The sequence below is a fragment of the Streptomyces sp. NPDC045846 genome, from assembly GCF_056431605.1.
The window spans coordinates 456241-476818 of record NZ_JBWKKJ010000006.1; the positions used below are offsets into that span (position 1 = coordinate 456241).

20 protein-coding genes are annotated in these 20578 nt (G+C 72.0%); 10 read left to right on the plus strand and 10 right to left on the minus strand.

All coding sequences use genetic code 11. The features are described 5' to 3' along the window. Positions 1-60: 60 nt before the first annotated feature. Together AC07F3_RS19985 and AC07F3_RS19990 are read right to left on the minus strand one after the other, a co-directional pair. Entirely contained in the window at positions 61-822 is a 762-nt protein-coding gene (locus tag AC07F3_RS19985) for an N-acetyltransferase (RefSeq protein WP_479115797.1), read from the minus strand. A 186-nt stretch (positions 823-1008) separates the two neighbouring features. Then, complete coding sequence (locus tag AC07F3_RS19990) at positions 1009-1524, minus strand: YceI family protein (protein ID WP_479115798.1); 516 nt, start codon at positions 1522-1524, stop codon at positions 1009-1011. A gap of 167 nt (positions 1525-1691) precedes the next feature. Here AC07F3_RS19990 and AC07F3_RS19995 point away from each other — a divergent pair, with 167 nt between their 5' ends. From AC07F3_RS19995 to AC07F3_RS20005, 3 genes are all read left to right on the plus strand, one after another. Then, positions 1692-2897, plus strand: coding sequence for a sensor histidine kinase (locus AC07F3_RS19995; protein WP_479115799.1), 1206 nt, complete (start codon positions 1692-1694; stop codon positions 2895-2897). A gap of 5 nt (positions 2898-2902) precedes the next feature. Beyond that, the gene (locus AC07F3_RS20000; protein WP_479115868.1) at positions 2903-3553 is read left to right on the plus strand and encodes a response regulator; all 651 of its coding nucleotides are present in this window, start codon (positions 2903-2905) and stop codon (positions 3551-3553) included. 313 nt (positions 3554-3866) lie between these two features. Then, positions 3867-5573 carry a ricin-type beta-trefoil lectin domain protein gene (locus tag AC07F3_RS20005; protein WP_479115800.1) on the plus strand — a complete coding sequence of 569 codons (1707 nt, stop codon included), beginning with the start codon at positions 3867-3869 and terminating at the stop codon, positions 5571-5573. A gap of 12 nt (positions 5574-5585) precedes the next feature. On the opposite strand, the gene AC07F3_RS20010 is transcribed toward AC07F3_RS20005, so the two are convergent. Next, on the minus strand, positions 5586-6185 hold the full coding sequence (locus tag AC07F3_RS20010; RefSeq protein ID WP_479115801.1) for a Type-2Aa cytolytic delta-endotoxin: 600 nt from the start codon (positions 6183-6185) through the stop codon (positions 5586-5588). A 281-nt stretch (positions 6186-6466) separates the two neighbouring features. On the opposite strand from AC07F3_RS20010, the gene AC07F3_RS20015 reads away from it, so the two are divergent. The 3 genes from AC07F3_RS20015 (at position 6467) to AC07F3_RS20025 (ending at position 11149) form a co-directional block, all read left to right on the plus strand. Further along, positions 6467-7954 (plus strand): aldehyde dehydrogenase family protein, encoded by a 1488-nt coding sequence (locus AC07F3_RS20015; protein WP_479115802.1) that lies wholly within the window; start codon positions 6467-6469, stop codon positions 7952-7954. A gap of 89 nt (positions 7955-8043) precedes the next feature. After that, positions 8044-9585 (plus strand): APC family permease, encoded by a 1542-nt coding sequence (locus AC07F3_RS20020; protein WP_479115803.1) that lies wholly within the window; start codon positions 8044-8046, stop codon positions 9583-9585. After that, positions 9566-11149 carry a GMC family oxidoreductase gene (locus tag AC07F3_RS20025; protein ID WP_479115804.1) on the plus strand — a complete coding sequence of 528 codons (1584 nt, stop codon included), beginning with the start codon at positions 9566-9568 and terminating at the stop codon, positions 11147-11149. Before AC07F3_RS20020 ends, AC07F3_RS20025 begins: the two co-directional genes overlap by 20 nt. 48 nt (positions 11150-11197) lie before the next feature. Here the strand turns inward: AC07F3_RS20025 and AC07F3_RS20030 are convergent, their stop codons facing one another. Beyond that, positions 11198-11671: an Lrp/AsnC family transcriptional regulator gene (locus tag AC07F3_RS20030; RefSeq protein WP_189960324.1), complete on the minus strand. Its 474-nt coding sequence runs from the start codon at positions 11669-11671 to the stop codon at positions 11198-11200. Positions 11672-11730: 59 nt separating this feature from the next. On the opposite strand from AC07F3_RS20030, the gene AC07F3_RS20035 reads away from it, so the two are divergent. Beyond that, positions 11731-12936 (plus strand): trans-sulfuration enzyme family protein, encoded by a 1206-nt coding sequence (locus tag AC07F3_RS20035; protein WP_479115805.1) that lies wholly within the window; start codon positions 11731-11733, stop codon positions 12934-12936. Positions 12937-12958: 22 nt separating this feature from the next. Here the strand turns inward: AC07F3_RS20035 and AC07F3_RS20040 are convergent, their stop codons facing one another. Beyond that, a complete protein-coding gene (locus tag AC07F3_RS20040) occupies positions 12959-13429 on the minus strand; it encodes an ARID/BRIGHT DNA-binding domain-containing protein (RefSeq protein ID WP_479115806.1) in 471 nt (156 codons plus the stop codon). A 236-nt stretch (positions 13430-13665) separates the two neighbouring features. On the opposite strand from AC07F3_RS20040, the gene AC07F3_RS20045 reads away from it, so the two are divergent. Next, positions 13666-15885: an RICIN domain-containing protein gene (locus AC07F3_RS20045; protein ID WP_479115807.1), complete on the plus strand. Its 2220-nt coding sequence runs from the start codon at positions 13666-13668 to the stop codon at positions 15883-15885. An 8-nt stretch (positions 15886-15893) separates the two neighbouring features. Here the strand turns inward: AC07F3_RS20045 and AC07F3_RS20050 are convergent, their stop codons facing one another. Further along, entirely contained in the window at positions 15894-16280 is a 387-nt protein-coding gene (locus AC07F3_RS20050) for a PPOX class F420-dependent oxidoreductase (RefSeq protein ID WP_479115808.1), read from the minus strand. Positions 16281-16516: 236 nt separating this feature from the next. On the opposite strand from AC07F3_RS20050, the gene AC07F3_RS20055 reads away from it, so the two are divergent. Next, positions 16517-17551 carry a methyltransferase gene (locus AC07F3_RS20055; RefSeq protein ID WP_479115809.1) on the plus strand — a complete coding sequence of 345 codons (1035 nt, stop codon included), beginning with the start codon at positions 16517-16519 and terminating at the stop codon, positions 17549-17551. Between the two features lie 33 nt (positions 17552-17584). Here the strand turns inward: AC07F3_RS20055 and AC07F3_RS20060 are convergent, their stop codons facing one another. The 4 genes from AC07F3_RS20060 to AC07F3_RS20075 all read right to left on the minus strand — a co-directional run bounded on the left by AC07F3_RS20060 (position 17585) and on the right by AC07F3_RS20075 (position 20005). Then, the gene (locus AC07F3_RS20060) at positions 17585-18088 is read right to left on the minus strand and encodes a hypothetical protein (protein WP_479115810.1); all 504 of its coding nucleotides are present in this window, start codon (positions 18086-18088) and stop codon (positions 17585-17587) included. A gap of 44 nt (positions 18089-18132) precedes the next feature. Further along, positions 18133-18579, minus strand: a complete 447-nt coding sequence (locus tag AC07F3_RS20065) for a hypothetical protein (protein ID WP_479115811.1) — start codon at positions 18577-18579, stop codon at positions 18133-18135. Between the two features lie 57 nt (positions 18580-18636). Next, positions 18637-19377: an SDR family NAD(P)-dependent oxidoreductase gene (locus AC07F3_RS20070; RefSeq protein ID WP_479115812.1), complete on the minus strand. Its 741-nt coding sequence runs from the start codon at positions 19375-19377 to the stop codon at positions 18637-18639. A gap of 121 nt (positions 19378-19498) precedes the next feature. Continuing rightward, positions 19499-20005 (minus strand): MarR family winged helix-turn-helix transcriptional regulator, encoded by a 507-nt coding sequence (locus tag AC07F3_RS20075; protein ID WP_479115813.1) that lies wholly within the window; start codon positions 20003-20005, stop codon positions 19499-19501. Between the two features lie 136 nt (positions 20006-20141). Between AC07F3_RS20075 and AC07F3_RS20080 the strand changes: the two genes are divergently transcribed. Continuing rightward, complete coding sequence (locus AC07F3_RS20080) at positions 20142-20558, plus strand: organic hydroperoxide resistance protein (protein ID WP_479115814.1); 417 nt, start codon at positions 20142-20144, stop codon at positions 20556-20558. Positions 20559-20578 lie beyond the last annotated feature (20 nt).

Consider the following 20578-nt stretch of genomic DNA (forward strand, 5'->3'; position numbering starts at 1 on the left):
CGCCGGTCGCGGAGCGTTCCCGCTCCGCGCGGCCCGGCCACCCCCTCGTGTGCCCTCACTTCAGGGTCGCAGACCGTGGCGTACCCAGACGTTGGGTTCGACGTAGCTCGCGCGATCGTGACGGGTGTCACAGTGCACCGGGACCAGGCCGGCCGGGACCTCGACCTCGCCGTCCCGGTCGAAGGGGAGGCGGGTCCACCGGCGCCATTCGGCGAGCGTCCCGCTGACCGTCATGGACGCGGCGGCCGCCTTCTCGATGGTGCCGCCCGCCCGGACGTGGACCCGCAGCCACGGATCGGCGGGCAGCCCGTCCTCGTCCCGGACCTGACGCATATAGGCGGACATGGGCAGCCGCGGCTGGAGGTGCTTGGCCGTCGGACGCACCGGCGCCACCAGCGCGCCCAGCCCCTGGAGCCGGGCGGCCTCGCGCATCGCCGCCAGCATGCGGGGGGACAGGCCGCGCCCGAGCCGGTCGCGGTCGATGGTGATCTCCAGCGCGCTCGCGACCGTCGCGGCCCGCCCGCGCCGCAGGTCCTCGAAGGCCCACGCCAGCACCTGGTCCCAGCCCCGGTCCGGCATCTCCTCGCGGCCGTCCAGCGCCGCGTTGAAGGGGACGCTGAACCCCCGGGCGATCACCCGGTCATCCTCCGTGGCCACCACGCAGTACTGCGGGAACTCCTCCGGTACCCGGTCGAGCAGGGCGTAGCCCACCAGGTCCCGGGCTATGAACTCGGGCCACGTGTCATGGAGGTCGTAGATCCGGGCGGCCAGTTCCGGCCGCTCGGCGAGAGTGCTGATCTTGATGGAGTCGCTGTCGATCACGGACCGGACCTTGCCAGAAGCCCCAGGTCAGCGCGACCGATTTCGGACCGGGCCGGTTCGGCCGCCCCGGGAAGGCGACCCTGCGGCCCCGGCGGACCGCAGGGGCCGCTCCCGGGCGGCACGACCCGGCCCGTTCGGTGCCCTCCGGCCCGCGATCGGGTGCGGGAGCCGGAGGAGAGGGGATCGTCACCGGCGTACGCAGCGCACGCGCACCGTCACGTCGAGGTGGCGCCCGGCCATGCCGGGGGAGGCGCTCACGCCGAACGCGGTCCGGTCGACCCGGGCCGTGGCACGGGTGGTGAACTCCCCGGCTGTCGCGGCGCACTCCTCGACGGTCAGGCTGACCTGCCGGGCGACCCCGCACACCGTGAGCGTGCCGGGCAGCGTCGTCCCGTCCAGGCGGTCCGCGGTGAAGGTGATGAGCGGGTGGCGGGCGACGTCCAGGAAGCGCGCCGAGCGTATGGCGGCGTCCCGGCGCCGGTTGCCCGTGCGGAAGCTCGCCGGGTCGATCTCGGCGCGGACGGCCGAGGCGTCGAGCGGTTCGGCCATCTCGACGGTCGCGGACCGGATCGCGAAACTGCCGCGCACCGGCAGGAGGCCGAAGACGTGGCGGGTCCTGAAGGAGAGGGTCGAGCCGTCCGGGTCGAGGGTGTAGCGCCCGACGGCGGGTGCGGCGGCAAGCCTGTCGTGGTCGGTTTCCATGGATCGATTCCACCGCGGCGCGGGCCCCGCGCGGCAGGGTGTCCGGTCGGTTCCTGAGCCGACGAAAGGAGGGCCGTGCCCGGCGGCATGCGACTTTCGTAGGGTGTGCCGGGCCGAACGTCTGCTTCCCGGCGACCTCCGCGCGGTCATGTCCTACCGTGAGCGGCATGAGTGACGGACTCTGGCACCGTCGGCATCCGCTCGCCGTGGACGCGGCGATCGCCGTCTGCTTCGCCGTGGGCGACGGTGTGCTGACACTGGTCGGCGCCACCTGGTGGCCCGCGCGGCCCGGCGCCCTTGCCTGGGCCATGCTCGGGGTGCAGACGCTCGCCTGTCTCTCGGTGGTGGTCCGCAGGCGTGCCCCGCTGACGGGGGTGGCCCTCCTTGGCGCGTTCACGCTCGCCGTCACCCTGCTCATCTCGCCTCTGCACGCCCTGACCCCCGCGTCCCCTCAGAACGTCTGGGCGCCGTTCTCGACCGCGCTCGCGGCCTACGGCCCCCTCTTCCACGGGAAGAACCCCCGCAACCGGCGCCGGGCGCTGCTCGCGCTCGGCCTGTTCACCCTCGTCATCGCGCGCCCCTGGGAGCCGTCCGTCACCGTCATCACCGTCGGCCTGCTGCGCACGGCCGTCGGCCCCCTGCTCGCCCTGTACTTCGACGCGCGCAGGCGGCTGGTGTGCGCCCTGACCGAGCGCGCCGAGCGGGCCGAGCGCGAGCGGTACCTGCTCGCCGAGCGGGCCCGTACCGAGGAACGCGCCCGGCTGGCCGGGGAGATGCACGACGTGGTGACCCACCGCGTCAGCCTGATGGTGCTCCAGGCGGGCGCGCTGCGCGTCACCGCGTCCGACGAGCCGACCCGCAGGGCGGCGGAGGAACTGCGCTCGGCCGGCTGCCAGGCCCTTGAGGAACTGCGCGACCTGATCGGCATCCTGCGCACGGCGCCGGAGGGGGACCGGACGCCGTCGCTCGACGGCTTCGCCGCGCTGGTCGCCGAGTCGACGACGGCGGGCGTACCGGCCGAACTCGTCGAGCGGGGTGACCGTTCGCTGGCCTCGCCGGTCGTGGGACGCACCGCGTACCGCGTGGTGCGCGAGGCGCTGACCAACGTCCACAAGCACGCCCCGGGCGCGCGCGTCACCGTACGCGTCGCCTACGAGGAGACCCAGGTGCGGGTCGCGGTGCGCAACACCCGGCCGACCGGCCGGCCCAACAGCGAGCTGGCGCGCACCGGTTCGGGGCTGGGCATCGCGGGGCTCCGCCGCCGCATCGAGCTCGTGCACGGCAGCCTGCGGGCCGGGCCGGAACCGGACGGCGGGTTCTGCGTCGAGGCCGTGCTGCCCGCCTACGTACCGACAGCGGAATCGGTGGGGTGAGAGCTGTGGTGCGCGTGGTGGTGGTGGACGACGAGCCGATGGTGTGCGGATTCCTCCGCACCATCCTCGGCTCCGCCGACGACATCGAGGTCGTGGCCGAGGCACACGACGGGGCGGCGGGGGTCGAGGCGGTGCTGCGGCACCGGCCCGACGTCGTCCTGATGGATCTGCGCATGCCGGGCATGGACGGGATCACCGCCATCGAGCGGCTCGCCCGGCGCGGCGACGCGCCGCCGATCGTGGTGCTCACGACCTTCGACGCCGACCAGTACGTGCTGCGCGCCCTGCGCGCCGGGGCGCTGGGATTCCTGGTGAAATCCACCCCGCCGGAGGACCTCATCGGGCTGGTCCGGGTGGCAGCCGAAGGGCACACCGTGCTGTCGCCCGCGGCGGCCCGGCGGCTGATCGCGGCCTCGACCGACGGCCTGTCGGCCCGCGACCGGGCGCGCGAACGCGTCGCCCTGCTGACCGAGCGGGAGACCGAGGTGCTGGCGGGCCTGGGGGAGGGGCTGTCCAACGCGCGGATCGCGGCCCGCCTCCATCTGTCGGAGGCCACCGTCAAGGGCTATGTGTCGCGCACGCTCGACAAACTGGAATGCGCCAATCGCACCCAAGCGGGTCTGCTCGCCCACGAGGCGGGCCTGGTCGCGCCCTAGCGGGCAGGCAAGTCCGTTGTGCTGTGCGGCAGTTGAGTTGTTCGAGGGTCCTGCCTGCGCAAGCGCGTCCGGAGTCGCCGGAGCCGCTCGGGCGCCCCGTGCACGGACACGCCGTGGCAATGCAGGGCTCGGTGCGGGCCGCGGCGGATGCTTGTTCCTGCTCGTTCGATGGGAGCCATTGACAGATACGAGCATCAGTACTGCACTGGCGGGTGCCCTCCGGCAGGCTCGTGCCGGCGGGATCGACACCTTCCCCTGCCCTCCTACGCATCCCGCCCGGGCCCCAACCCGCCGGGCCAGGAAGGAATCTGTCGTGCCGTCACTTCCCACGCGCCGCCGGAGACTCGCCGCCGTGGTCGCGGCCCTCCTGGCCGTCCCGCTGACCGCGGTCGGGGCCTCGGCCGCCCCGGCCCCCGCGCGGCCCGCGGCCCCGGTCCGGAGCGCCCCCCTGGCCGCCACTCCGCCGATGGGCTGGAACAACTGGGCGCACTACATGTGCGACATCAGTGAACAGACCGTCGTGCACAACGCGGACGCCCTGGTCTCCTCGGGCCTCGCCGCCAAGGGTTACACCACACTGACCGTGGACGACTGCTGGATGGCCAAGAGCCGCGACAGCGCGGGCGAACTCGTCGCGGACCCGGCGCGGTTCCCGCACGGCATGGCCTGGCTCGGTTCCTATCTGCACGAGCGAGGTCTGCGCTTCGGCATCTACGAGGACGCGGGCTCCAGCACGTGCGGCGGCTACCCCGGCAGCGGGCAGCCCCAGCAAGGCGGCGCCGACCACTTTGCGCGGGACGCGGCCACCTTCGCCTCGTGGGGCGTGGACTACCTCAAGCTGGACGGCTGCAACCTGTACGTCGCCCCCGGCCAGACCAAGGAGCAGGCCTACCGCCAGGCGTACGACGCCGAGGCCGCGGCCCTGGCGGACGCCGGCCGGGACATCGTCTTCTCCGAATCGGCGCCCGCCTACTTCCAGAGCGGAGAATGGGGCAACCCGGGCTGGTTCTCGGTGCTCTCCTGGGTGGGCAAGGACGGCCAGCTCTGGCGCGAGGGCTATGACATCGCCACGTACGACCCGACCAAACCCGATGCGAGCCGCTGGTCGAGCGTGCTCACCAACTACGGCTACAACCGCTGGATCGGCCGCTACGCCGGGCCCGGCCACTGGAACGACCCCGACTTCGTGCTGGCCGGTGCCCCCGGCCTGACCGCCGACGAGTCGCGCAGCCAGGTGGCGCTCTGGTCGATGATGGCCGCCCCGCTGATCCTCTCCTCCGACGTGGCGGCCCTCAGCCCGGCCGGGCTCGCGGCCCTCGGCAACACGGGGCTCATCGCCGTCGACCAGGACAGCCTCGGCCGGCAGGCCGGGGTGGTCGCCACCAACGGCACCACCGACGTCCTCGCCCGCCCGCTGGCAAACGGCGACCGGGCCGTCGCCGTCCTCAACCGGTCCTCGTCGGCGCGCAAGGTCACCACCAGCCTCGCCTCGATCGGCCTGCCCGGCTGCACGGTGCGCGCCAAGGACCTGTGGAGCGGGGCGAGTTCGACCACCTCCACCGCGCTGACCGCGACCGTCGCGGCCCACGGCACCGCGATCTGGCGGCTCACCCCGGGCAGCGGCTGCGACGACGCCGTGCCCACCGGGCAGATCACCGGCAACGGGGCCAAGTGCGTGGACGTGTCCAACAGCGGCACGGCCGACGGCACGCCGGTGATCCTCTACAACTGCACCGGCAACGCCAACCAGCGCTGGACGCTGCCCGGCGACGACACCGTACGGGCGCTCGGCAAGTGCCTGACCGCGAGCGGCACCTCGGCCGGAAGCGCGGCCACCCTGTCGGCCTGCACCGGCGGCGACGCCCAGCGGTGGACCACCGACCAGGACGGCACGCTGGTCAACGCCGGGTCGGGGCTCTGCCTCGACGTGTACGGCGGCGGAGCGGCGAGCGGCACCAAGCTCGACACCTGGACGTGCGGCGACCACCAGGCCAATCAGGCGTGGTCGCTTCCCGTGTGACGCCGCACGCCGTCAGACCGAACGGGCAAGCTCCTGTCGCACGCTGATCGCGTCGAGGCGGATCGTGACCGCCGCGGTGTCCTCGGCGCCCAGCGACCGGAGCTCCGCCCGGTCCGCGGCCACGCTCACGTCGACGCGGAACGCGACGACGTGGAGGTGTCCCGCGGTCTCCTCGTCCTGGAGCGCGAAGAGGAGGTTGTAGAAGTACCGGGTGCCGTCCGCGGCGTCCTGGAAGGTGAGGTGCGCCGCCCCTTCCTGCTCACCGAGACGGAGGAACACCTCGGTCAGTGCCGCCTCGGCCTTGGCCCAGAACGCCGGGTTCCCGAACGGCTCGACCAGGGCCTGGCGCACCGCCTGCCGGAGCGTGAGGACCATGACCTGGAGCGGAGCGGTCTCCTGGAGGCCGAAACCAGGGATGATCTTGACGACGGAGCTGTTCGGCAGGCCCCGCGCCGCCGACCGTACGGCGGCGAAGTCGAACGCCCCGGCGGCGGCCGGGGCGATGGCCTCCTGGAGAACGGCCTCGGCGGCCCGCACCTGGTCGAGGGCGTCCGGACCGACTTCGACGACCGTCCTGAACGCGGCCCTTGTGCTGGTGGCCCGGTCAACCATGGCTGCTCCCGCGGGGATTGGATGTGATCACTTGCCGACGCGCCAGTATGCACAAGGGGACCCGGAGCGGCAGGGTGGTCTCACATTCCGTACGCGCAGCGGCACCCGAGTGTCCGGAGTCCACCAAGAGTGACCGAACGTGACCGAGTGCACCGCCCTGACCTGCGAGGAACACGGAAAGTGAGGCCCGTCACTTCGGGTGATTTTTTCGGCATGTTCCCCGCATGCCGGGGCAGGGGCGGTGTTGGCCCTGTCCCAGCACCCATCGGAGGATCCGAACCATGCCCGAGCTCTTCATCGACGGCCAGTGGACCGCCGCCGTCGACGGGCGGACCCGGGAGATCCGGTGTCCCGCCGACGGCACCCTGGTCGCCACCGTCGACGAGGCGGGTCCCAAGGACACCGCCGCCGCCATCGCCGCGGCCCGTACCGCCTTCGACCACGGCCCGTGGCCGAGGACGGCACCGGCCGAGCGCGGGGCGCTCCTGCTGCGCGTGGCCGACCTGCTCGTGCGCGACAAGGAGGCGCTCGCGCGGGCCGAGTCCCTGGACACCGGCAAGCGGATCGTCGAGTCCCGCTACGACATGGACGACATCGCGAACTGCTTCCGTTACTTCGCGACCCTCGTCGCCTCCGAGGGCGCCGGGCGCGTCGTCGAGACCGGCAACCCGGTCGTCGACAGCCGGGTCGTCCAGGAGCCGATCGGTGTCTGCGGGCTGATCACGCCGTGGAACTACCCGCTGCTCCAGACCGCCTGGAAGGTCGCCCCGGCGATCGGGGCCGGCAACACCTTCGTCCTGAAGCCGAGCGAGCTGACCCCGCACACCGCCATCCACCTCATGAAGCTCCTCGACGAGGCGGGACTTCCGGCGGGCGTCGCCAACCTGGTGCTCGGCGCGGGCCCCGAGGCGGGCGCTCCGCTCGCCGAGCACCCGGACGTCGACCTCGTCTCCTTCACCGGGGGGCTCGTGACCGGCCGGCGCATCATGGCCGCGGCCGCGCCCACCGTGAAGAAGGTCGCCCTCGAACTCGGCGGCAAGAACCCCAACATCGTCTTCGCCGACGCGGCCCGTGACGAGGCGAGCTTCGACGCGGCCGTGGACAACGCGCTGACCGCCGTGTTCCTGCACTCCGGCCAGGTCTGCTCGGCCGGCACCCGGCTCCTGGTCGAGGACGCGCTGCACGACCGCTTCGTGGATGAACTCGTGCGCCGCGCCCGGCTCATCCGGCTCGGCGGCCCCTTCGACGAGCGGGCCGAGACGGGCCCGCTGATCTCGGCCGCCCACCGCGACAAGGTCGAGGCGTACGTCGCCGCCGGCCTCGCCGAGGGCGCCGTGCTGCGCTGCGGCGGCGAGCGGCCCGACTCGCCCGGGCTGGAGGACGGTTACTACTACCCGCCGACCATCCTGGACGAGTGCCGGGCCGGCATGAGCGTGGTGCGGGACGAGTCCTTCGGGCCGGTCCTGACCGTCGAGCGCTTCGCCGACGAGGACGAGGCGGTACGCCTGGCCAACGACACGGTCTACGGCCTGGCCGGCGCGGTGTGGACCACCGACGAGGCGAGGGCCCGCCGCGTGGCCGCCGGGCTGCGGCTCGGCACCGTGTGGATCAACGACTTCCACCCGTACGTCCCGCAGGCCGAATGGGGCGGCTACAAGCAGTCCGGCACGGGACGCGAACTCGGACCCGCGGGCCTGGCCGAGTACCAGGAGACCAAGCACATCTGGCGCAACACCGCCCCCAAACCCCAGCGGTGGTTCGAGAGCTGAGCCGCTGACCTCCTGACCGGCCGCTCCCCGCGGGCGGCCGGTCACCGCCCCGTGCCCCTCCTGAATCCCTGCCTACTTGGAGTCTGGTCATGAGCATGACAAAGGATGACGCCGAGCTCCGGGAGTTCGGCTACAGACCCGAACTCAAACGCACGCTCGGGAACTTCCACACCTTCGCCGCAGGCATCAGCTACATCTCGATCCTCACCGGCACCTTCCAGCTGTTCTACTTCGGCTTCGGCTTCGGCGGCCCCGCCTACTGGTGGTCCTGGCCGCTGGTCTTCGTCGGCCAGCTGATGGTCGCGCTGTGCTTCGCCGAACTCGCCGCCAAGTACCCGGTCGCGGGCTCGGTCTACAACTGGGCCAAGAAGCTCGGCGGCCCGCACGTGGGCTGGCTGGCCGGCTGGATGATGCTGATCGCCTCGATCGTGTCGATCGCCGCGGTGTCGCTCGCCTACCAGGCGACCCTGCCGCAGATCTCCAAGGTGTTCCAGATCGTCGGCGACGGCACCGGCACCTACGACGTCGCCACCAACGCCGTGATCCTCGCCGCGGTGCTGATCCTGTTCACCACCCTGGTCAACGCGTTCGGCGTCAAGCTGATGGCCCGCATCAACACGGCGGGCGTCTTCCTCGAACTGGTCGCCACCGTCGTCCTGATCGTGCTGTTCGCCGTCCACGTGGTGCGCGGCCCCTCCGTCGTCCTCGACACCCACGGCCACGGCGGCAGCGGCAGCTTCGGCTACATGGGCGCCTTCCTCACCGCGGCGCTCGCCTCCGCCTATGTGATGTACGGCTTCGACACGGCGGCCTCCCTCGGCGAGGAGTCCGTCGACCCGTCCCGCAACGCCCCCCGCGCGATCCTGCGCGCCCTGCTCGCCTCGTTCGTGCTGGGCGGGCTGATCCTGATCCTTGCGCTGATGAGCGTCAGCAGCCTCGACGGCAAGGGCATCACCAGCGACGGCCTCCAGTACGTGGTGCTCGACGTGCTCGGCGACACCGGCGGCAAGCTGATGCTCTGGTGCGTCCTGATCGCGGTCACCGTGTGCGCGCTCGCCGTGCACACCGCTGCCATCCGCCTCGCCTTCGCGATGTCCCGGGACAACAACCTGCCCGCCGCCTCGCTCATGGCCAAGGTCAGCCCGCGCTTCAAGACCCCCGTGCTGCCCGCCGTCGTCATCGGCGTCCTGGCCCTGGTGATCCTCCTGGTGAACATCCGCCAGCCGCAGATCTTCTCGGTGGTCACCAGCATCGGCATCATCATGATCTACGTCGCCTATCTGCTCGTCACCGCGCCCATGCTGATCGCACGGCTGCGCGGCAAGTGGACCCCGGCCGGCGACGGCAAGTTCTCGCTCGGCCGCTGGGGCCTGCCGGTGAACATCCTCGGCGTGCTGTGGGGCGGCGCGATGACCCTCAACCTCGCCTGGCCGCGCGCCGAGGTCTACAACGCCACCGCGCCCTACCACTGGTACCTGCGCTGGGGCGCCTTCCTCTTCGTCGGAGCCGTCCTGCTCGGAGGCTTCGCCTACTACTGGTTCGTCCAGCGCCACCGCACCGGCGTCCTCGCGAGCCATGCCGCATCGGAAACCGAAAGTGAGTCAGAGACCCATGTCCACACAGCCCACTGAATCCCCCGTCCGCACCGAGGAGTTCGACTACGTCGTGGTCGGCGGCGGCACGGCGGGCAACGTGGTCGCGGCCCGGCTCAGCGAGGACCCCTCGGTGACGGTGTGCGTCCTGGAGGCCGGACCCTCCGACGTCGGCGACGACAACGTCCTCAAGCTCGACCGCTGGATGGGCCTGCTCGAGTCCGGCTACGACTGGGACTACCCGGTCGAGCCGCAGACCCACGGCAACAGCTTCATGCGGCACGCCCGCGCCAAGGTGCTCGGCGGCTGCTCCTCGCACAACTCCTGCATCGCCTTCTGGGCGCCGGCCGAGGACCTCAACGCCTGGGAGGCGGCGGGCTGTTCGGGCTGGGGCGCGGCCGACATCTTCCCGCTGTACCAGCGCCTGGAGACCAACGACGCACCGGGCGACCACCACGGCCGCAGCGGCCCGGTGAAGATACGCAACGTCAAGTCGTCCGACCCGTGCGGCGCCGCCCTGCTGGAGGCCTGTGCCCAACAGGGCATCCCGACCACGCAGTTCAACGACGGCAAGACAGTGATCCGGGGCGCCAACTGGTTCCAGATCAACTCCGACGAGAACAACATCCGCCAGTCGTCCTCGGTGGCCTACCTCCACCCCGTGATGGACCAGCGGCCCAACCTCGTCGTGCGCACCGGGGTGCGCGCCAAGAAGCTGATCATCGACGGGAACCGCCGCTGCACCGGCGCCGAGTACCTCGACCCGGACCTCATCCACACCCGCACGGTCACCGCGCGGCGCGAGGTCATCGTGTCCTGCGGCTCGATCGACACCCCCAAGCTGCTCATGCTGTCGGGCATCGGCCCGGCCGCCCACCTGCGCGAGGTGGGCGTGGACGTCCTGGTGGACGCCCCCGGTGTCGGCGAGAACCTCCAGGACCACCCCGAGGGCGTCATCATGTGGGAGGCCAAGCAGCCCATGACGACGGCGTCCACCCAGTGGTGGGAGATCGGCATCTTCGCCGACACCGAGCCCGGCCTGGAACGCCCCGACCTGATGTTCCACTACGGCCAGGTGCCGTTCGACATGAACACCGCGCGCTACGGCTACCCGACCACCGAGAACGCCTTCTGCCTCACCCCCAACGTGACGCAGGCCAAGTCGCGCGGCACCGTGCGGCTGCGCACCCGCGACTACCGCGACAAGCCGATGGTCGACCCCCGCTACTTCACGCACGAGCACGACGAGCGGGTCATGACGTACGGCCTGAAGCTGGCGCGCGAGATCGCGGCGCAGCCCGCCCTGAGCGGCTGGGCGGGTGCCGAGCTCGCGCCGGGCCCGGACGTGCGGACCGACGACGAGCTGCTCGACTACATCCGCAAGACCCACAACACCGTCTACCACCCGGCGTCCACGGTGAAGATGGGTGCCGACGACGACGCCATGGCGCCGGTCGACGCCCGCCTGCGGGTCAAGGGCATCGACGGGCTGCGGGTGTGCGACGGCTCGATCATGCCGGAGCTCGTCACGGTCAACCCGTGCATCACCACCATGGCGATCGGCGAGAAGTGCGCCGACCTCCTGAAGGCCGACGCGCGCTGAGGCCCGCCGACCGGTTCCGGGCCCCGGCACAGGGGCCCGGAACCGGGGCTAGGCGGGAGGGAGCAGCGGGCCGCAGTCCCACTGCTGGAAGATGAGCCGGGTCTCCACCCGCGCGACCTCGGGCCGCGAGGTGAACTCGTCCAGGACGAGCCGCTGGAGGTCGGCGGTGTCCGCGACGGTCACATGCACCAGATAGTCGTCGGGCCCGGTGAGATGGAACAGCGACCGGGACTCCGGCAGCGCCCTGACCCGCTCCACGAACGGACCGATCAGATCGCGCCGGTGCGGCCGCACCTGCACCGAAAGCAGCGCCTGGAGTCCCCGGCCCAGCTTGGCCGGATCCACCCGCAGCTGATAGCCCAGGATCACCCCGGTCCGGCGCAGCCGGGCCACGCGGTCCAGGCAGGTGGAGGGCGCCACCCCGACCTCGGCGGCGAGATCGCGGTAGGTCGTGCGGGCATCGTTCTGCAGAAGGCGCAGAATGTGCAGATCCACCGGGTCCAGTACGACGGATTCGGCCATGGCCCGAACGTAACACGGGGTACGGCTCCCGGGGCCCGGCACCTGTTCACAGTGGACGCATGGACGCCGACACCACGCATGTGGACGCCAGAGCCGTGGACACCCTCGCCGTGCACGCGGGCCGCGAAGACCTCGCCGCCCTCGGTCTGCACGCCCCGCCGATCGACCTGTCGACCACCTACCCCTCGTACGACAGCAGGGCCGAGGCCGCCCGCATCGACGCCTTCGCCGCCACCGGCGAGGCGCCCGAGGGGCCGCCGGTCTACGGCCGGCTCGGCAATCCGACCGTCGCCCGCTTCGAGACGGCCCTGGCCCGCCTGGAGGACACCGAGGCGGCCGTCGCCTTCGCCAGCGGCATGGCGGCCCTGTCCGCCGTCCTGCTCGCCCAGCACGCCACCGGCCTGCGCCACGTCGTGGCCGTCCGCCCCCTCTACGGATGCAGCGACCATCTGCTGACGGCCGGGCTCCTCGGCAGCGAGGTCACCTGGGCCGACCCGGAGGGCGTCGCGGACGCGATCCGTCCGGACACGGCGCTGGTCATGGTGGAGAGCCCGGCCAACCCGACCCTCGCCGAGGTGGACCTCAAGGCGCTCGCCGACGCCTGCGGCACGGTGCCGCTGCTCGTCGACAACACCTTCGCCACCCCGGTCCTCCAGCGCCCCGCCCGCAGCGGCGCCCGTCTCGTGCTGCACAGCGCGACCAAGTACCTCGGCGGCCACGGGGACGTGCTCGGCGGAGTCGTCGCCTGCGACGAGGCCTTCGCCCGGCGGCTGCGCCAGATCCGCTTCGCCACCGGCGGCGTGCTGCACCCGCTCGCCGGCTACCTGCTGCTGCGCGGACTCGCGACGCTGCCGGTCCGGGTGCGCGCGGCCTCCGCGACCGCCGCCTCACTCGCCGCACGCCTGGCCGCCGACCCGCGCGTGCTGCGCGTCCACTACCCGAAGGTGGGGGGCGCCATGGTGGCCTTCGAGACGCTCACCGACCCGCACGACGTGATCGCCCGGGTGCGTCTGATCACCCCGGCCGTCAGCCTCGGCAGCGTCGACACCCTCATCCAGCACCCGGCCTCGATCAGCCACCGCATCGTGCCGCAGGACGACCGTGCCTCGGCCGGTGTCAGCGAGCGGCTGCTGCGCATGTCGGTCGGCCTGGAGGACGCCGAGGACTTGTGGCGGGACCTGGACCGGGCGCTGGGCACCCGTCCCGCGCACGGGGACTTCGACGCCGACGCGGTGACCGGGGAGGTCCAGTTCGTCGATGCGTGAACGGGGCGGAGAGGGCGGGGAGTTATCGGGACGTCTTGTTCCGGGTGAACTCGTCCTTGCCGAATCCAGCCCAACTGACCTCCAGCGTTGCCCCGTTGAGCTTGGCCGTGCCCTTCGTGCGCGCGGTGTTGCCGTCCGGGCACTTCAGATGCAGCGTCGCCGTACCGGCGGCGCTGCTCGTCGTTCCGTTGCAGAGGTGCTCGCCGAGCACGGAGGCGTTCTTGCCCTTGATGACCAGGGCGACCGGCTTGCCCTGGGTGACGGCCACCCAGTCGCCGTCGATGCCTCCGGCCGCGGGCCCGGACGCGGGCGGGGTGCCCTTTTCCTTGCCCTGAGCGGGAGTTGAGGCGGACGGCGTCCCGCCCGTCGCGGGCGTCTTGGCCGACGGCTTGTCGGACGCCCGGTCCGTGCCGCCACTGCTGCACCCCGAGGTGAGGAGGGTGGCGGCGAGCCCCACGGCGACGAGGGCGGTGGTACGCGACAACCTGTGCACTGCTGATCGTCCCCTTGCGACGCTTTTTCCGGACGCGTCAAGCTACCAGCCGTCCACCTCGCGCACCCGGACTTCTTCTCTACCTGAACTCTTGACGGGTCCGCCGGGGCCTCATAACTTCACACCTTGAAGTAAGCCGTGAACCCCTCGCGTCCCTGTTGACGCCCGCGCCACCTCGTAACTCCTCCCGTACACCCCCCACTTACCCCGTGCACCACGCGGTACAGGAGAGACGTATGAGAAGTACCCCCACCTCCCCACGAGCCGCGCGCCGCGGCACCCGGCCCACCCCGCTGCTCGCTCTGGGCGCCCTGCTCGCCTCCCTCGTCTCCGCGACCGCGCTCGCCCCCGCGGCGCGGGCCGCCACCCTGCCCACGGGGTGGGTCACCGTGGCGGCCCGGCACAGCGGCAAGTGCGTGGACGCTGCCGCCGCCCAGACCGCCGACGGCACGGCGGTCCAGGAGTACGCCTGCAACGCGACCACCGCACAGCAGTGGCAGTTCCAGCCGACCGCCGACGGCTATGTGCGGGTGAACAACCGCAACGACCCGAGCAAGGCGTGGGACGTCACGGACGTCTCCACCGCGGACTCCGCGCCGGTCCAGCTGTGGTCGTACGGCGGTGGCGCCAACCAGCAGTGGCTGCCGGTCCAAGAGGCGGGCGGCACCTACCACTTCGTCAACCGCAACAGCGGCAAGTGCCTGGACGTGCCGGGTGCCTCCACGGCCGACGGCGCCCGCCTCCAGCAGTACGCCTGCAACGGAACGGCGGCCCAGTCGTTCGGTCTGGACGCGGCGAACGGCCCCCAACCCCCGTCCGGGACACCGGACTTCGGGCCGAACGTCACCGTCTTCGACCCTTCGATGTCCGCCTCGGCCATCCAGGCCCGGCTCAACCAGGTCTTCGCCCAGCAGGAGAAGAACCAGTTCGGCGCCCAGCGCTATGCCCTGCTCTTCAAGCCGGGCACCTACAGCGCCGACGCCAACGTCGGCTTCTACACCCAGGTCGCCGGGCTCGGCCTCTCGCCGGACGACGTCACCATCAACGGGGCCGTCCACGCCGAAGCCGACTGGTTCCAGGGCAACGCGACGCAGAACTTCTGGCGCTCCGCCGAGAACCTGTCCGTCAACCCCACCGGTGGCAGCGACCGTTGGGCCGTCTCGCAAGCGTCCCCCTACCGCCGCATGCACGTACACGGCGATCTCCAGCTCGACGACGGAGGCTGGTCGAGCGGCGGGTTCATCGCCGATTCGAAGATCGACGGTCAGGTGCGCTCCGGCTCGCAGCAGCAGTGGCTCTCGCGCAACACCCAGTGGGGAAGCTGGAGCGGCGCCAACTGGAACATGGTGTTCGTCGGCGACGTCAACGCCCCCGCCAACACCTTCCCCAACCCGCCCTACACCACGGTCGCCCAGTCACCCGTGACCCGCGAGAAGCCCTTCCTGTACGTGGACGGCGCGGGCGCCTACCAGGTGTTCGTGCCCGCCCCGCGCACCAACACCCAGGGCACGACCTGGTCCGGGGGCAGCGGGCCGGGCAGCTCCCTCGGGATCGACTCCTTCTTCGTCGTGAAGCCGGGCGCCACCGCCACCGACATCAACCAGGCACTCGCCCAAGGCAAGAACCTGCTGTTCACACCCGGCGTCTACCACCTCGACCAGACCCTGAACGTCACCCGGGCGGACACCGTGGTGCTCGGCCTCGGACTCGCCACCCTCGTCCCGGACAACGGCATCACCGCCATGGACGTGGCCGACGTCGACGGCGTGAACATCGCCGGTCTCCTCATCGACGCGGGCCCCGTCAACTCGCAGACCTTGATGCGGGTCGGCCAGTCCGGCGCGTCCGCCCGGCACGGCGCCGACCCCACCTCGCTGCACGACGTGTTCTTCCGCGTCGGCGGAGCCGGTGTCGGCAGGGCCACCCAGAGCCTCGTCGTCAACAGCTCGGACGTCATCGGCGACCACCTGTGGCTGTGGCGCGCCGACCACGGCAGCGGCGTCGGATGGACCAGCAACACCGCCGCCAACGGGCTGGTCGTCAACGGCACGGACGTCACGATGTACGGCCTGTTCGTCGAGCACTACCAGCAGCACCAGGTCATCTGGAACGGAAACGGCGGCCGCACCTACTTCTTCCAGAACGAGATGCCCTACGACCCGCCCGGCCAGGCGGCGTGGATGAACGGCTCGACGCGCGGCTACGACGCGTACAAGGTCGCCGACGGTGTGACCAGCCACGAGGCCTGGGGTCTCGGCAGCTACTGCTACTTCAGCGCCGACCCGTCGGTGGTGGCCGACCGGGCCTTCGAGGCACCCACCGCCCCCGGGGTCCGCTTCCACGACATGGTGACGGTCTCCCTCGGAGGCACCGGCACCATCAGCCATGTCATCAACAACCGCGCGGGCCCCTCCAACTCCGCGAGCAATGTGGCCAACCTGGTGTCCGGACCGTAAGGAGACGCTCAGTCGTCGAGGGTGATCCGGACGGCCACCGTTCCGCTCGTGCCGCGCCGCAGCCGGCTGCCGAGCAGGGTGAGCCGTCCGAGGAATCCGTACTTCTTGCGCAGCAGCGCCCGGCAGGCGTCGGTGGCGGCGGCGTCGCAGATCACCGCCGTGGCCGGGTGCTGCTCGCCGGTGGGGTTGCCGCGCACGTCGCATGGCCCGGCCAGCACCTCGGGCCGGTTGCGGATGCGCTTGACCTTCCAGGAGTCGGCCACCGTCCAGATCAGCAGGGCGTCGCCGTCCCGCACGACCCACACGGGCGTCGCTACGCCCGTGCCGTCCTTCTTGTAGGTGGTGACGAGCAGGTACTTACCGGCGCCGAGCCGGTCCAGTGTGTCGGCCTTCATGGCGCCGTCCTCGGGGTGCTTGAAGCGGGTGGGAGCCCTTTGTAGCAGGTGGGCGCCGACGACGTCGGGACCGGACCCACAGAGCGCCGCCGTCGGGGCGTTCCGTGTCCTGAAGGCGCCTTGACGCCCCCGGGCCCCCGCGAAAGACCGCCTTCGCGCGAGGCGCGCTGCCACGATTAGAAGGTGAGCCTCTGCGGTGACGGAGGCAGACGTCCCGTGACGACAGGAGCGGACCGTTGTCGACCAGCCCGGGTCAACCGATCGACCCCATGGACCCCTTCACTCCCTCCCCGCTGAACCAACTGCTGTACGGCCATGTGTACTCGGCGTCCGTCCGGGCGGTGGCCGTGCACCGCATCCCCGACCACCTGGCCGACGGCCCCCGCACGGCCGAGGAACTCGCCGCGAGCGCCGGTCTGCACGCGGAGTCGCTGCGGCGCGTCCTGCGCGTGCTCGCGATGCACGGGCTCTTCACGCAGGACGAGAAGGGCGCCTTCGCGCTGACCGAGGCGGGCGAGCAGCTGCGGACGGACGTGCCCGGCTCGCAGCACTCGATGGCCCTGTTGACCACGGGCGAGATGTTCCGCCGGGCCGCCACCGGGATCACGGACACGCTGCGGACCGGAACGACGTCCTTCGAAGTCGCCTACGGTGTCCCGTTCTTCACCCACCTCGCCGCCTCGCCCGCCGACCAGGAGTTGTTCGACCGGGGCATGGCCTCCCTCTCGGGCCGGGGCGCCGAACTCCTCGCGGAGAGCTACGCGTTTCCCGGCAGCGGGACCGTGGTCGACGTGGGTGGCGGCCGGGGCGGGTTCCTGCGGGCGGTGCTCGGCCATGAACCCGCCCTGACCGGCGTGCTCTTCGACCAGCCGCAGACCGTGGCCGACCATCTGCTCGACGTGCCGCAGGTGCGCGGCCGCTGGAGCGTGGCGGGCGGCGACTTCTTCTCGGAGGTGCCGGCCGGCGGCGACCTCTACGTGCTGAAGCACATCCTGCACGACTGGAACGACGAGGACTGCCTGCGCATTCTGGGCGCGGTCCGCAGGGCCGCGGGCCCGGGCAAGCGGCTCCTGGTGATCGACGCCGTGCTGCCCGACAACGGGGCCGCCCACCCCGCCGTGGAGCTGGACATCATCATGTTGATGCTGGTGAAGGGGCGGGAGCGGACGGCCTCAGAGTTCGAGGACCTGCTCGCCCGCTCCGGATTCAGGCTCAACCGCATCCTGCCCACCCCGTCGCTGCCCTCGATCATCGAGGCGGAAGCGGTGTGAAAGGGCCCGGCCGAGCCCCGCACCCGCGGGCTCTCAGAGCCAGACCGCCAGGTTGCGCACATACAGGGCGACGACGGCGGCGACGGCCAGGATGATCAGCCAGGACAGGAGGCCGGTGTGGCGACCGCCTCGCACCGGTCTCCTCGTCCGCCCGGCCGCCTTCGCCTTCCCCACTCTGCCGGATCGTCGCCGCTCCTCCCGGGGAGCGGGGCCCGCCGCGGTGTCGGCGAGCAGCCTGCGGCAGACGGCGGCGAGTCCGGCGGTGCCGAGGGCGAGGCTCGCCACCGCTTCCGAGCGGGCCGGGGCGGTGGTTCCGCCGTCGAGGATCCGGCCCGCGCGGATCAGCACCTGGTCCTGGCCGCCGGTGGGGGAGAGGCTGATCCAGCGCTCGACATGGGTCCCGCGGATGACGACACCGCCCGAGCGTTCGCGGTACAGGGTGTGCTCCCGCCACAGCAGCGCCCCCAACTCACCTGCCGTGTCCCGTAGTTGTGCGCTCACACGTCCCCCGTAGTCCCCGAACAATCGAACAGACATGGGACTTTAGCGGGAGCGGCACGGGTCCGCGAACCGGCTCCGTCTCAGCGGGCCGGTTCGACCTCGAGGTAGTGGTGGCGACGTGGCCCCCGGTATTCGAGTGCCACCCACCCCAGCGGCCGCAGCGCGGCGGCGCACCGCCGGAGCGACTCGTTCGCCGCGTACTCGGCGCCGCTGCCGGGCGGGCCCAGCCACTCGACGCGCACCGCGGTCGCCTGCTCACAGGCGCTGACCCGATAGCCGGTCGCGCACCGTTCGCCCTCCGGCCCGACGGCGGACGGTGCGAGGCCCGCCGCCTCCAGGGTGAGCGCGACCGCCCGCACCGGCTGGAGCCGCTCCCACCGCGCCGGGCCGGTGGCGTCGAGGACCCGGCGGATGTGCAGCAGTCCCTCGAAGGCGGTGCGCACGGCGGCTTCGCGGGCTGCCGACAGGACCAAGGGCCCGTCCCCGGTGGCGGGTTCGAACGGCCCCGCCGTCTGGTCCCCGGTCATCGCCCACCTCCCTGAGGGTCAGCATGCGGGCCGCACGCGCACGGTGTCGAGGCCGGGTCACCGGCCGCCGGAGACCCTCAGGACCGCGCCGGTGGTGTACGAGGCGTCGGGAGAGAGCAGCCACGCGACGGCGGCGGCGACCTCCGGCGCCTGCCCGGGGCGGCCGAGCGGGATGGCGCCGGCCATCCTGGCCGGGCGCTCGGGGTCGCCCATCGTGGCGTGCATGTCGGTGTCGATGATCCCGGGCGCGACCGCGTTGACCCGGATGGCGTCCTGGCCGAGCTCCTTGGACAGGCCGACGGTGAGCGCGTCGACGGCCGCCTTGGAGGCGGCGTAGTGGACGTAGTCGCCGGGTGCGCCGAGCGTGGCCGCCGCCGAGGAGATGTTGACGATGGCGCCACCCCCGTGCGCGGCCATGTCGCGCGCGGCCCGGCGGCAGCAGAGCAGCAGGCCGACGAGGTTCACGTCGACCACGCGGCGCAGGTCCTCGGTGCGGGAGTCCGCGAGCCGGCCGAGCGGGCCGGTGACACCGGCGTTGTTGACCAGGCCCGTCACCGGACCGAGGTCGGCGGCGGCCGTGTCGAACAGCCGCTCCACGTCGGCCTCCTGGGAGGTGTCGGCCCGCACGATCACGCAGCGGGCCCCCGCCGCCCGGGCCGCCTCGGCCACGTCCTCGGCGGCCGCGCCGTCGCTGACGTATCCGACGGCGAGATCGTGCCCGTCGGCCGCCAGCCGGGCGCAGATCGCCGCCCCGATTCCCCGACTGCCGCCTGTGACGATGGTGATCGGACGTGACACGTGCTGCCTCCCGTGCTCGCTGGCTGGTGCGTCCCGCGCCACCAAGTCCTACCGCACGCGCGACAGGTCCCCGACAGCGGGTCACGGGTGCGCGGGCGCCGACAGGGCCCGGCCCTGCTCCTCACCCCTCGGCGCAGGCAGCCTCGTCGGCGGGCGCGGGCGATGTCTGCGCGGCGTCGAGGCCCTCGGTCAGGGTGGCCAGCAGGGTGCGCAGGGTGTGGAAGTCCTTGGGGGGGAGGTTGACGGCCCGCGCGATGTGGTGCGGTACCGCCAGCGCGCGCTCGCGCAGCGCCGTGCCCTGGTCGGTGAGGCGGATGGTGACGGACCGCTCGTCCGCGCGGCTGCGGTGGCGCTCGACGAAGCCCGCCGATTCGAGGCGCTTGAGCAGCGGCGACAGCGTCCCCGAGTCGAGCCGCAGCCGCTCGCCGATGGCCTTGACGGGCAGCTCGCCGTGCTCCCAGAGCGTCAGCATCACGAGGTACTGCGGATAGGTGAGCCCGAGGTCCTTGAGCAGGGTGCGGTAGACGCCGTTGAAGGCGCGCGAGGCCGCGTGCAGCGAGAAGCAGAGCTGGAGGTCGAGCCGCAGATAGTCCTCGTCGTGCGGGCGGGCGGGGGGCGTGGTCACCATGCGCCCAGGCTAACATGCGCACCATTCAGTTGTGCACAACTTAATTGTGTGCTTGAGTTGCTTCCGGGCAGCCGAGGCTTCCCCGTACGGAGGCCGCACCGGCCCCGCACGGACGGACACGAGAGGAACCGATCCCATGGACGCGCTCTACACCGCGGTGGCGACCGCCAACGGCCGCGAGGGCCGCACCGTCAGCTCCGACGGCCGGCTCGACCTGCCCCTCGCCTTCCCGGCGGCCCTCGGGGGCAACGGTCAGGGCACCAACCCGGAGCAGCTCTTCGCCGCCGGGTACGCGGCCTGCTTCGCCAGCGCGATGGGCTCCGTCGCCCGCCAGCTGAAGCTCGACGTCAAGGACGTCTCGGTGACCGCCGAGGTCGGCATCGGCAAGGACCCCGCCGACGGCGGTTTCGGCATCGGCGTGGTCATGCGCGTCGAGCTGCCCGGACACCTCGAAGGCGAGGTCGGCGAGAAGCTCGTCGAGCTCACGCACGCGGCCTGCCCCTACTCCAAGGCGACCCGCGGCAACATCCCGTTCGAGATAGTCATCGAGTAATCGAGCAGGGGCCGAGGCGG

What these genes read in the sequence shown, in the direction of transcription:
- AC07F3_RS19990 (WP_479115798.1), bottom strand. Translation starts at nt 1,524, where the DNA reads ATGGAAACCGACCACGACAGGCTTGCCGCCGCACCCGCCGTCGGGCGC.
- AC07F3_RS19995 (WP_479115799.1), top strand. Translation starts at nt 1,692, where the DNA reads ATGAGTGACGGACTCTGGCACCGTCGGCATCCGCTCGCCGTGGACGCG.
- AC07F3_RS20010 (WP_479115801.1), bottom strand. Translation starts at nt 6,185, where the DNA reads ATGGTTGACCGGGCCACCAGCACAAGGGCCGCGTTCAGGACGGTCGTC.
- AC07F3_RS20015 (WP_479115802.1), top strand. Translation starts at nt 6,467, where the DNA reads ATGCCCGAGCTCTTCATCGACGGCCAGTGGACCGCCGCCGTCGACGGG.
- AC07F3_RS20020 (WP_479115803.1), top strand. Translation starts at nt 8,044, where the DNA reads ATGAGCATGACAAAGGATGACGCCGAGCTCCGGGAGTTCGGCTACAGA.
- AC07F3_RS20025 (WP_479115804.1), top strand. Translation starts at nt 9,566, where the DNA reads ATGTCCACACAGCCCACTGAATCCCCCGTCCGCACCGAGGAGTTCGAC.
- AC07F3_RS20030 (WP_189960324.1), bottom strand. Translation starts at nt 11,671, where the DNA reads ATGGCCGAATCCGTCGTACTGGACCCGGTGGATCTGCACATTCTGCGC.
- AC07F3_RS20035 (WP_479115805.1), top strand. Translation starts at nt 11,731, where the DNA reads ATGGACGCCGACACCACGCATGTGGACGCCAGAGCCGTGGACACCCTC.
- AC07F3_RS20045 (WP_479115807.1), top strand. Translation starts at nt 13,666, where the DNA reads ATGAGAAGTACCCCCACCTCCCCACGAGCCGCGCGCCGCGGCACCCGG.
- AC07F3_RS20050 (WP_479115808.1), bottom strand. Translation starts at nt 16,280, where the DNA reads ATGAAGGCCGACACACTGGACCGGCTCGGCGCCGGTAAGTACCTGCTC.
- AC07F3_RS20060 (WP_479115810.1), bottom strand. Translation starts at nt 18,088, where the DNA reads ATGTCTGTTCGATTGTTCGGGGACTACGGGGGACGTGTGAGCGCACAA.
- AC07F3_RS20065 (WP_479115811.1), bottom strand. Translation starts at nt 18,579, where the DNA reads ATGACCGGGGACCAGACGGCGGGGCCGTTCGAACCCGCCACCGGGGAC.
- AC07F3_RS20075 (WP_479115813.1), bottom strand. Translation starts at nt 20,005, where the DNA reads ATGGTGACCACGCCCCCCGCCCGCCCGCACGACGAGGACTATCTGCGG.
- AC07F3_RS20080 (WP_479115814.1), top strand. Translation starts at nt 20,142, where the DNA reads ATGGACGCGCTCTACACCGCGGTGGCGACCGCCAACGGCCGCGAGGGC.